This is a genomic window from Actinopolymorpha alba DSM 45243 (assembly GCF_000373925.1).
Taxonomy (GTDB): domain Bacteria; phylum Actinomycetota; class Actinomycetes; order Propionibacteriales; family Actinopolymorphaceae; genus Actinopolymorpha; species Actinopolymorpha alba.
Genome location: NZ_KB892833.1, coordinates 1 through 10,829, shown reverse-complemented (window position 1 = coordinate 10,829; position 10,829 = coordinate 1). Strand labels below are relative to the sequence as shown.

Annotated in this window: 9 protein-coding genes; 3 read left to right on the top strand and 6 right to left on the bottom strand. The window is 65.8% G+C overall.

The window, feature by feature from the left end; all coding sequences use genetic code 11:
* Positions 1-133: 133 nt before the first annotated feature.
* On the top strand, positions 134-838 hold the full coding sequence (locus tag B141_RS0138165) for a VOC family protein (protein WP_020574363.1): 705 nt from the start codon (positions 134-136) through the stop codon (positions 836-838).
* Between the two features lie 68 nt (positions 839-906).
* Here the strand turns inward: B141_RS0138165 and B141_RS51135 are convergent, their stop codons facing one another.
* The 4 genes from B141_RS51135 to B141_RS0138145 all read right to left on the bottom strand — a co-directional run bounded on the left by B141_RS51135 (position 907) and on the right by B141_RS0138145 (position 6,584).
* Positions 907-1,068: a hypothetical protein gene (locus B141_RS51135; RefSeq protein ID WP_020580432.1), complete on the bottom strand. Its 162-nt coding sequence runs from the start codon at positions 1,066-1,068 to the stop codon at positions 907-909.
* Positions 1,062-1,841 (bottom strand): hypothetical protein, encoded by a 780-nt coding sequence (locus tag B141_RS51130; RefSeq protein ID WP_020580431.1) that lies wholly within the window; start codon positions 1,839-1,841, stop codon positions 1,062-1,064. The genes B141_RS51135 and B141_RS51130 overlap by 7 nt, the downstream gene beginning before the upstream one ends.
* A gap of 60 nt (positions 1,842-1,901) precedes the next feature.
* Positions 1,902-3,494 carry an ABC transporter permease subunit gene (locus B141_RS46710; RefSeq protein ID WP_020580430.1) on the bottom strand — a complete coding sequence of 531 codons (1,593 nt, stop codon included), beginning with the start codon at positions 3,492-3,494 and terminating at the stop codon, positions 1,902-1,904.
* A 267-nt stretch (positions 3,495-3,761) separates the two neighbouring features.
* The gene (locus B141_RS0138145) at positions 3,762-6,584 is read right to left on the bottom strand and encodes a bifunctional metallophosphatase/5'-nucleotidase (RefSeq protein WP_020580429.1); all 2,823 of its coding nucleotides are present in this window, start codon (positions 6,582-6,584) and stop codon (positions 3,762-3,764) included.
* Between the two features lie 195 nt (positions 6,585-6,779).
* On the opposite strand from B141_RS0138145, the gene B141_RS0138140 reads away from it, so the two are divergent.
* Positions 6,780-7,613: a helix-turn-helix domain-containing protein gene (locus B141_RS0138140; protein WP_020580428.1), complete on the top strand. Its 834-nt coding sequence runs from the start codon at positions 6,780-6,782 to the stop codon at positions 7,611-7,613.
* Positions 7,614-7,744: 131 nt separating this feature from the next.
* The gene (locus B141_RS0138135; RefSeq protein ID WP_020580427.1) at positions 7,745-8,653 is read left to right on the top strand and encodes a phytanoyl-CoA dioxygenase family protein; all 909 of its coding nucleotides are present in this window, start codon (positions 7,745-7,747) and stop codon (positions 8,651-8,653) included.
* 428 nt (positions 8,654-9,081) lie between these two features.
* On the opposite strand, the gene B141_RS48540 is transcribed toward B141_RS0138135, so the two are convergent.
* Positions 9,082-9,456 carry a hypothetical protein gene (locus tag B141_RS48540; protein WP_020580425.1) on the bottom strand — a complete coding sequence of 125 codons (375 nt, stop codon included), beginning with the start codon at positions 9,454-9,456 and terminating at the stop codon, positions 9,082-9,084.
* A gap of 252 nt (positions 9,457-9,708) precedes the next feature.
* On the bottom strand, positions 9,709-10,347 hold the full coding sequence (locus B141_RS0138120) for a hypothetical protein (protein ID WP_020580423.1): 639 nt from the start codon (positions 10,345-10,347) through the stop codon (positions 9,709-9,711).
* Between the last annotated feature and the right edge of the window lie 482 nt (positions 10,348-10,829).

The window sequence follows — 10,829 nt, the reverse complement described above, 5'->3', positions numbered from 1 at the left end:
GGCGAGCCAGTTCGGATCAGGTTCCTCAATCGGTACGCGAGGCCGCATCTATCGGGTCGCGCTGCCCCGCACGAAGCTCAGCCGCGGCTGAAACCGGGTCGCCAACGCCAGGAGCCCGCCCTAGGGTGCAGNGGTGGCTCTGCGACTGGAAGCGGTGACCTTTGATGTGGCCGACGCGACCGCGGTGGCGGCCTTTTGGGCCGGGCTGCTCGACCGAGAGGTACGCACCGAGCCCGGCGGCGCGTTGGTACCGGGTGGCAAGACTCAGGTCGGGCTCCGCTTCGTCACCTCCGACACCAAGGAGATTGGCCCGCGACGGCTGCATCTCCACCTGACCAGCAGCAGCCTCGAGGACCAGCAGCGAACCGTTGAGAAGGCGCTGTGCCTGGGCGGCCGCCACCTTGACGTGGGCCAAGGGGCCGATGAGCACTACGTCGTACTGGCTGACCCTGGCGGTAACGAGTTGTGTGTGATCGAGCCGGGCAACAACTACCTGGCCGGCACCGGCTACCTCGGCGAGGTCACCTGTGACGGTTCCCGGGACGTCGGCCTGTTCTGGCGCGACGCGCTGGGCTGGCCGCTGGTGTGGGACGAGAACGAGCAGACCGCAGTCCAGTCGCCGCTCGGCGGCACCAAGATCTCATGGGACCCATGGGGCAGACCGCCGATCCAACCCAAGACCGGAAGGAACCGGCAGCGCTTCGACCTGGTCACCGCTGACCCGACCAGCGAGGCGGAACGACTGGTCTCGCTCGGTGCGACCCGTCTTGCCGACCTCGCTGACGGCGTCGAACTGGCCGACCCAGACAGCAACGAATTCGACCTTCACGCAGACTGAGCGTCGAGCCACCGACTCCGGTACGCGTGCCGGTCAGGGATCGGCTTACGGACACCGCCGCTGAGAGGTCAGGCCGGACCTGTGGCGGGAATAGACGTGGTGAGGTCGAGGCGGGTGTCCATGTCGAGGTGGAACCGGCCGTAGGGGTTGATGTGGGTCCAGAACAGTGGGGACAGGAACTCCTCCACCCCAGCCGGGAACCGCGCCTCCAACTCGAAGAACTTCAGCAACAGCGCGAACCCCAGCCGGGTCGCACCAGCCTTGTTCGCGACCAGTCGCCAGTCCTCATCGACCAGCGTCCACGACCCCACAACCTCATCCGCAGACCACTCCAGGCGCACGACACGACACCGTAGGCCCAGCCGTCATCACGCGGAATCGGGACAGCTACTTTGCCCCTGGGGTCACCTTCGAGAGCTCTGGGCCTACTGCGGGCGAGCCTGCGGAGCTCGTCGAGCTCGACCAGTGGCATGCGTTCCTCGACCCAGTAGTGCGGCACCACCGCCTCCACTGCCTCGAGGTCGCGGAAACGCCACGCGTCACCCTCGTGGTAGGTGAACGAGTCGGATCCGTCGTAGAGCGTGTCGATCATCCCGCCGCCAAGATCGAGCCCTGGCTGCCCGGCCATCCGCAGGAACCCTTCGCGGGGGTACCGCGGTCTCGGGAGGCGTCTACCGTCGGCGAACAACGACCGCGCCGACCCTGTAGGAACGGTTGCCTCCCACACGCGAACACCGTTCGCCTCTGACTCCCGCCATGCCGACAGCGTGACCGCGCCGTCGAACGTCGGCGGGTCGGACGGATCCAGCGCCGTGACCGTCGTACCCGAGTCTGCCGGGCCGAATCGCACCGGCCGGGTCATCGGGTAGCGCCCTGGTGCCACGAGGATGGTGACCTCCTGGCCTGGTCGTCGCCTCTCGCGTGCGGCATCGCGCGCGGCTTCCAGATCGTGGATCGGCCCGTCCGGGGTGACCCGCAACGTCAGGTTTCGACTACCTATCATGTCGCTTCCCTGCCCTTCGTGGCGTCCGCACCACTGCTCTGCGCCATGACGCGACACTGGTCATGCCTTGACGGCTCCTGAGGTGACGCCGGCGACGAAGTACTTCATGCCGAGCGTGAAGACAATGAGCTGGGGCAACGTGGCGAAGGCGTAGCCGGCCGCCTGCACACCGAAGTCGGGCCTGTTGGCGAACTGGTCCACCTGCGGATTGAACGCCTGCAACGCCATGAGCAGCGTCTCGTTGTCCTTCGACACGATCAGCGTCGGCCAGATGAAGTCACCGTAGATGCTGAGGAAGTTCATCATGGCCACGGTTACGACGATCGGAATCGCTAGCGGGAGGGCGATCCGGATCATCGTCTGCAACTCCGAGGCACCGTCGACCCGTGCGGCCTCGAACATCTCCCCGGGTTGGGAACGAAAGAACGTCGTGATGAGGAAGATCCCGAACGGCAGGCCGCCGGCGATGTAGAACGCGATCAGGCCCCACAGCGAGCCGACCATGCCGAGCTGGTTGGCCAGGACAAAGTGGGGAGTGAGCAGGATGATTCCCGGGATCGTCATCACGGCGAGGACGACGTGATAGAGGACCTCCCTGCCAGGAAAGCTGATCCGCGCGAAGGCGTACGACGCGAGAGTGGACACTGTCACGATGCCGACGATCGACACCACCGAGACGACCAGCGTCCGCCACAGTGCCGGGAGCAACGACAGTAACGCGAGCTTGGGTGCATACTTCGGGAACACCTTCGCGAAGTTGCCCACCAGGTCGGCCATCGCCGGCGTGTCGAACCGCAGCGTATGGTCGGCGAGGCCCTGGTAGAACCGTTGCGGACTGTAGGTGTAAAGCGAGTGGATGTTGGGCTCGGCCGGGTCGAGGGAGAACTTCCCGTCGACCTCGGGGTCGAAGTTCCAGTCGCCTTCCCGCGCGCGGACCGTCTCCACCCAGTCAACGTGATACTGATCGAAATAGATCTCGGTCAGCCACTGGGGCACCTGCCACTGGAAGTTTGCCGACACCGGTGTCACATCCGCCGCCTGCAACGCCGCGCACACGTTGGCGAACTCCGCCCATGTCGCCGGGGGTTCGACATCTGCCCGATCGAGGAGCGCCTTGTTGTAGAACCAGTTGACGTGCGCCGCTTGGGTGGTCAGCAGGTAACGCTCCGCCCATGCGTTCAGTTCCCGACCGCTGTCGAAGTCGAGGTCCTTCGACCAGGGGTTTCCGGTGTACGGGTTGACGGCGTTGCGGTACTCCTCGAAGTTGAGGTACCCACGGAAGGTCGGCACGTAGTTGCCGGAGACAATGTCGGGCCTGACCTTCCCGGCGGCCAGCTGGGTGCCCAGCCAGTTCACATAGCCGTCCGGGCCGCCGAAGTCCTTCGTCTCCCACACGAGCTCGACGTCGGGCTGGCGCTGACGGTATGCCTTGGTGAGCGCCTCTTTGGCCGCATCCGGAGGATCCTGGATGATGCCGACCACGAGCCGGCCGCGCAGCTTTCGGTCCGCCGAGCTGCTCGGCCGGGGAGTACGCCTGGCCCCGAAACCCTCCTCGTCGCGACTGCAGGCGGACAGAAGTGTGGCCAGGCTGGAGGTGGAAAGTCCGAGGGCGCCGGCGCGCACGAGGAAATCTCGCCTGCTTGGTCCGGTCATGTCGTCCTACTCCTTCTCAACGAGCTGGCGGTCATCGCGTCGATAAGCGTGATGTGGTCGCTGCCTTCGCGGCGTGGCAGTGCGTACTCATCGGATTCGACGGCCGAGGCGTCCGGCCCTGATGCTCCTGCGGACGTACGACGACCACGACCGCCCGATCTAGGACTGGGCTGCCCAGGCGATCCTTCGGGTTGACCGCTGCCGGTCGCCGGGCGAGCGGCGGGTGCACGAGCCGCGACGACCTCTCCAGATGAACGTTCCGCCCGCTCATCGCGCCTCCACGGTCGCCGTCGCGCTCGTCGAGACGATGAATGGTCCGGCGACGTCCACGTCGACGCTGTAGCGGCCGGGTTCCGCCCGCTCCGTCAGCACTCGGACGGCGAACTCCGCGGCGTGCTCGATCGAGTCATAGACACAGACCAGGCGGTGGGGTCGAACCGTGCAGCCACGCGCCGAACTAACCGGGCTGACCTGGAGCGGATCCTCGACCGTTGCCGTCACTGTGATCGGTCCCGGATATGGATCAGGTGCCGACAGATCCAGGCTGACGACCGGACTGGCCGGGTCGTGCCCGTCGACCCGCAGTTCGGCGCCCACCAGGTTGTCGGCGACATCCTCTGCCGTCGGCATCCGTCCGGACAACCCCTCGGGCCCGACCGGTGAATGCTCGGCCAGGTACGCGTTGTGGGCGGTCCGCACGGGCACGCCGGTGTCGTAGCGGCGGGTGATGTCTCGGAACGCTGGCATCCGGTCGAAGCCGCGCGCGATGATGGAGTTGACCGCCACCCGGTAGGTACGTTCGCGATCCAGCGGCTCCCCGTCCACGAAAACGAGGTCGGCACGCACATGACCGGGAATGTCGTGCCCGGTCGGGTCGCGCAGGTACCGGACGTTGTGGGATACGCCCATCAACAGATGCTCGTCCCACTGTTCCCGAAGGACGCGTTCGACCTCGGCGCCCGTCATCTTCAGGACCAGCATCCGGGCGTCGTAGATCTGCGACAGCCAGGTCTCGCGCCAGGTCACGATGCCGTCCTCGGGTTCGCCAGCGGCTCGCCGGTAGGTCAAGTCACCGTTGACCAGTAGGTGGTCGGCCAGGCCGAAGTCGGCGCCGTTTGGGACGTTCGCGCGGACCCAGGCGAGCTCGGCATCTGCATGCAGGTTGAGCAGTGGGCTCTCCTGGGTCGGGTCGAGACCTCCGGCCGGGTTGCGGCCGCGGAGGATGTCACCGCTGATCCGGCCGACGATCTGGCCGCCCTTGGCGTTGGCGATGGCTGTTGCCCGGTTGATGATGTCGCGTGCGCCACTGTCACCGGGCAGGGCCGGCGAGACGTCGCGGACGCCCACCGCGGTCAATGATCGGTCCACCTCACCTGTGTCTCGCGAGACGATGAGGTCGGCCACCTGGAGCTGGGTGGCGCCCGCCGTTCCCGCGAGCACCGGACGGGGCGCACCAGACGGATCGGGAATGACGCAGGAGTACGACGTGTGGTAGTGGCCGCTCATCACCACATCGACCCTCGCATCGATGCGGTCGGCGATGTCGAAGATCGGACCGGATCGACCGGTGCAGGAACCCGTCGAGCCGTTCCCGCCCTCGTGCACGAGGGCCACCATGACCTTCACACCGCGGGCGGCCAGCTTCGCGGCCTCCCTGTTAGTCGCCACCGCAGGGTCGATGAACTCGTGGTGCGGGAAGAGTTCGACCCCGATACCGGGCGCGGTCTGGTCGGTGGTCGTGCCGATGATCCCCACCTTCACACCGTCGACGTCGACGATGACCGACCCGGGAAAGACCTGCTTGCGGTTGTGCTTGTCGACCAGGTTGGCGACGAGTATCGGCATCGCCGCCCCGTCGTACTCCCGGGTGCCGATGGTGCCGTCGCCGTCGTGGTCGAAGCAGCCGTCGACCTGGTGACAACCGCCGTTCTTGATTCGGAGGAGTTCGTCGATGCCCTCGTCGAACTCGTGGTTGCCCGCCGCGTAGGCGTCCATCCGGAGGTACTCGAGGTAGTCGACGACGAACTCGTCCCGGGTCGCGTCGTTGACGAACGAGGTCCAGCCGATCAGGTCACCAACGCCGAGGAGTGCCGTGTTCGGCTGCTCGGCCCGCAACTGGCCCACCATCGTGGCAAGGCGTGGCCCATTCACGTCGGCACCGTGGTAGTCGTTCAGACCGAGCAGGCGAAGCGGAACGACGTCCGACTCGCCAGACACGACGTCGACCTGGACGGACTGGACTGCCGAGACGTTGCCCGCGAGGTCACTGGCGCGGAACGCGAACGCGTGGGAGTCAGGGTTCCGGACCCACAGCGGTCCTTCGTACGCTTGCCAGGCGCCGCCGTCTCTGGCGTACTCAACCATGTCCACGCCCGCGCCGGACCCGTCGTCGGCCGCAGCGGTGACGCGGGCCCATCCGGTGTAGGCGCCGCCAGGTGTCCGCGATCCCACCACCTCTGGCCGGACGGTCGGAGGTGTGGCGTCAGGGTCGGGGTCAGGAGTGCCGATCGGGTCCAGAAACAGCCCGCTGAGAACGGCGTTCGCACCGCCAGTCCGGACGATCCGCAGCGTCACATCCTGGTCGATGTCCCATAGCAGGTAGCGGCCGGAGGCGAAGCGGGTCGCGGTGTAGGTCGAGAGCACTGCACCGGAGCTGTCGGTCAGTGTCAGAGTCTGCGCCCTGGTGTTGTTGGTGTCGTAGTCCAGCAGATAGACCGCCAGCCGGTACGCCTGCCCTGCCGGCACGCTGATGGTCGTGTCGAACTGGCCGCCGTAGCGAGCCGCCGCGACCCGCCCCTCGCCGTCGGGCCGTTGTAGAGCGCGGAAATCCGTTGCATCAGCGTCCCAGACGAAGGGCGACCCCCCGATCTGGACCTCGACGCCAGGCGGCAGGTGCGTCGTCTGGTCACCGACCACGACATGGCCATCAGCGCCGTAAACGCCGCGCCGGTCGCCCCTGGTTGTCGCGTCGATCCGGGGACCCGAACCGCTCGTCGCGTCAGCCGTGACCGCCGACTTGGTGACCGATCCGCCAACCTCCGCCCCCGCCCCGGCGCCCAGGACAAGAACTGGAAATAGCGCGCCGACCATTGCCGCGACGAGAATTCGCGACCGACCCGGTAGATGTCCCCACCGCACAGTAGCCTCCCCTCTGCCGACGACCTCCCCTCTGCCGACAGCCCCCCTCCGCCGACGCCTGCGCACGCTAATGGAGGCGCTGGTACGTGTGTTGCGTGTGATGACCCAGCGACTTGTGTTTTCTGGTACGACGAGAAAGATGGCGATATGGCCCGGTCGACGTCGCTGCTCCTGCGAAACGCGACGAATTCACCACTCGGAAGCATCTCGCTCGCTGGATACATGCGCAAGAAGACCCGCATCCTTCCCGCAGAACCCCGGCGGGTTCTGGGTAGCTATGGCCTGGTCTACATCCTCGCCGGGGCGGGCCACTTCGCCGACGAGACGGGCCTAGACACACCTGTGGAGGCTGGTGACCTGCTGGTGTTGTTCCCCGACGTCGCGCACAGCTACGGACCGCCAGACGGCGGCACGTGGAGCGAACTCTTCATCGTCATTGACGGCCCTCTCCTTGATCTCTGGCGGCGCCACGGACTGCTCGATCCAGCGCGCCCCGTCTGGCATCTGGAACCGGTCGGACGGTGGGCGAAGGCGTTCGACCATGCCCTGGGTCGCGAACGGCCGCTGAGCTCCGCGGCGACGCTCCGCGACGTGTCGAGGCTGGCCGCCGTGCTCGCGGAGGCACTGGTCGAGGTCGAGAGCGGACGGACCGCCGAGGACCGCGACTGGCTGGCACGGGCCTGCGCGCTGCTCGACGCCGACGTCCGGCGGGAGATCGATCTGCACGAGATCGCGGCCGGGCTCTCCATGTCCTACGACGGTTTTCGTAAGCGATTCAGCCGACTCGCTGGCGTCCCTCCAGCCAGGTACCGGGCCGCACGTTCCATCGAACGCGCCTGCGAACTGATGACGCAAGGACGGCTGACTGATCGCGAGATCGCTGCCGCCCTCGGCTTCTGCGACGAGTTCCACTTCTCCCATCGGTTCCGGCAGGTCACCGGCAAGAGCCCCCGCAAGTTCCGGGCCACCATTGGCCAATGACGCGCACGTCCGACCTTCTGGTCAGAAAACACAAGGAGCCAGGTCAGGTTCGACAACACAAACTGGACCACCCGTGGCTAGCGTCATCTCCTATTGCAAGCGGCACGCGACACGGAGGACAGGATCACGACATGCCCGCGATCACCTTCCCAGAGCTCAGAGCCCAAGGGTCCCCGCTCGACGCCTCGCCCGCTGCCCTCGGACCCCTGCGCCGGTCCGAGGGCACCGATGTTGATCCGGTGGAGCTGCGACAGCGTGTCACCGAGGACGGTTACTTGTACCTACCTGGCATGCTCGACCGCTCCGCGGTGCTCGCCGCCCGACAGGACGTGCTGTGCCGACTCGCCGCGGTCGACGGCGCCCTCGCCGCCGACACTGACCCGGAGGCAGGCATCCCAGGCTCCCGGCCCGCGACGCGCATCCTCTCCGACCTTGCCCTGGCAAGCCCACCGCTGCAGCGGGTGCTCTACGACGGCCGGCTTCCGGCGTTCTACACCCACTTCTTCGGCGAGAACGTTCGGCACTTCGACTTCACCTGGCTCCGCGCGGTCTATCCCGGGACCGGCACCCTCCCCCACGGCGACAGCGTCTTCATGAACCGCGGAACCCCACACCTCATGACCGTATGGATCCCACTGGGAGACGTCTCCTTCGATCTTGGCGGCCTCATGATCCTCGAAAAGTCACACCGACTCGACAACATCCGGCGCGAGTACGGCAGCAGAGACGTCGACACCTACTGCGCCAGCGACGATGAATCCGCGAACGAAAACGCTGGATGGACTGGCTACATCTCCGAGAATCCGGCCCAGCTGCAGCGCGAACTCGGACTGCGATGGCTCACCGGCGAGTTCACCGCCGGCGACGTCGTCACCTTCCCCATCCACACCCTGCACGCAAGTCTCGACAACACGTCAGCCTGCATCCGACTGTCCGCCGACATCCGATACCAACCTGCAAGCGAGCCAGCCGATCCACGCTGGATCGGCCCCGAACCAACCGCACACGGTCCGCTCAGCAAGCAGGCGATGATCTGCTGAGTGCATAGAGCGACTCCTCAAGAGAAGGTTCCCCGGTGGGACGAGTTGCCCGAGCTGGGAGGTTTGGCCAGAAGGAGAACCATCAGCGACCTAATGAAGCAGTGGTCGAGCGGAACATAGCCGGGGGAATGGTCGATGTTGGTGGCCTCGAACATGCTGCCGACAATCAGGAAGACGACGCCGATTCCACGTGCCATCGCCCGCGTCGCAAAGCGATGAGCGCCGTTTCCACAGCCTGGTAAGGCAATCCACGTTGCCTTGGACCACATCCTCCACTGAACGGCCAAAGTCCCGACGCGCAGGGATGTGGCGCGGGTCTTTCAGCAGCTGCGGTACGAGGTCACCGTCCCGGCGGCTGTCGCATTGATTAATGGTCAGCGTGAACGTGGTGGATAAACCTTACCGGCAGGTAGCTGACCTTTAAGCGGTTAGTCAAGAGTTGTCTTCGTCGTGACGACTGCTGGCGGCAGCGCCTGCTTGGTGATTCGTTCCGCACCGGGAATGCGTGCGTTGAGCATGCCGTCCCGGATCGAGCGGACCAGCGGCGCCGGATCATCGTTGCTTTCAAAGGTCCAAAAGCGCCCGTCCACCGCCGGAGCCTTTGCAGCGTCCTGTTGGGGTCCCTGGGCCCGGAAGACCAACGCATACTTTCCGGTGACGCCGAGGCGGGACACCTCCCTGGCAACCAGCAGGGCTGCGGGAGAAGAGCCATCGCGGCTCGTGACCACCTTGATGGATTCGGGATGGACCTGGTCGCAGGGGAAGATCCGGGTGGTTCGCGCCTGGGCGTAGGAGGCGACCATTCGCCGTCGAACACGAGAAGCTTGCGGAACGCTATTCCGAAGGTGAGCGACCAGAGGACCAGGCCCGTCAGCACGCAGGTGACCAGATACACCGGCAGGTTTTGGAACCGGTCCGGTGTATGGTCGCTCGAGCTGGCCGGCGTCACGAACTGCCCGATCGTGCCGAAGATGAAGCCGACGATGAGACACGGCAGCAGCCAGCTCCAGAAGATCCTCGATGATGATGCGACGTAGACCAGTTATCCCAGCCAGTTACGGCCGCGCATCGGAGCTCTTTCCGTAAAGCTTGGGAAGCTCCGTGTTGGCTTGCGCTTGGGCCTGTTCCTTGGCGAGGAGAGCGGGGTCCTCCACGGGAGGTTCTCCGCGCCCCAGGCCGGATTCCAGGTCGAGGGGAATGTAGCCGGGGGAATGGTCGACGTTGGTTGTCTCAAACATGCTGCCGACAAGGAAGAAGACGTAGAGCGGGATGAATGACCAGGCGACAGCGCGCCAACCGCCGATCCAGGCGCCGGAGGTGGTCCCATCCGTGATCCGCACGGAGCGCATGCGCGCGGCCCGCTCCCCCAGGAGTCCCCACGTCCCCCAGACCATGCCGTACACGAAGAGTCCCACGAACCACAGCACGGCGAACAGCGCATAGAAGAACCCGTCGTTGTATGCCAGTTCCAGGGTGGCGATGTTGTTTTCCATGCCCTTCCGTGCAACCACCACCAGTGCGCACAGCACCGCGAACGCGGCGAGGAAGACGACACCGTCGAGGACGCGACCCCAAAAGTGCCGGGCGGCGGAGGCCCGGACGTAGTACCCGCCGCTCATCGTGTACTGCCGGACGGGCCGGCCGGTGCTTGCGTCAATGAGACGGGTGGGTCCTTCGAAGTTCTGCTTAGCCATGCAATCCTCAAGGATGACGACGGCGGCGCGGCACCTGCGCGTGCCCACCCCGGCTGCTGGTGGCTACTTTTCGGAAATGACCCGTTGCGAGAGTGGCTTGGAGCGTCCCTTCGGACACTTCCCGAAGCGTACTGTAAGTGACAACGAGCCTGCCGCGACTACCGGGTTGAGGACACGCACCGAGGTAAGGGCTGTGCAGATCGTGAGTGTCCGCAGGTGTTCTGCGTTGGTGTCGAAGACGGCAAGGCTGCTGACGGCCTTAGTCCCGTTCATCGACGTGCCCACGGCTCCGATGGCGCTGTTCAGTAGGATCTAGCGAGGAACCCCGGGCCTTCAGGCCCGGGGTGGAGTCGCTTCTTAAAGCCGGGGTGACTTGCACGGACGCACGGGTCTGCGCTGTCTGCCTCGGTCGGGATGCTTCTGGTTCTCGATGTGCTCCTTCACCACGGCGAGCGGGGCGCCTGCGCAGGATGCGGCGAAGT

Coding starts and splice junctions, on each gene's coding strand:
- B141_RS51130 (WP_020580431.1), bottom strand. CDS start 1,841: ATGATAGGTAGTCGAAACCTGACGTTGCGGGTCACCCCGGACGGGCCG.
- B141_RS46710 (WP_020580430.1), bottom strand. CDS start 3,494: ATGACCGGACCAAGCAGGCGAGATTTCCTCGTGCGCGCCGGCGCCCTC.
- B141_RS0138145 (WP_020580429.1), bottom strand. CDS start 6,584: ATGGTCGGCGCGCTATTTCCAGTTCTTGTCCTGGGCGCCGGGGCGGGG.
- B141_RS0138140 (WP_020580428.1), top strand. CDS start 6,780: ATGGCCCGGTCGACGTCGCTGCTCCTGCGAAACGCGACGAATTCACCA.
- B141_RS0138135 (WP_020580427.1), top strand. CDS start 7,745: ATGCCCGCGATCACCTTCCCAGAGCTCAGAGCCCAAGGGTCCCCGCTC.
- B141_RS48540 (WP_020580425.1), bottom strand. CDS start 9,456: ATGGTCGCCTCCTACGCCCAGGCGCGAACCACCCGGATCTTCCCCTGC.
- B141_RS0138120 (WP_020580423.1), bottom strand. CDS start 10,347: ATGGCTAAGCAGAACTTCGAAGGACCCACCCGTCTCATTGACGCAAGC.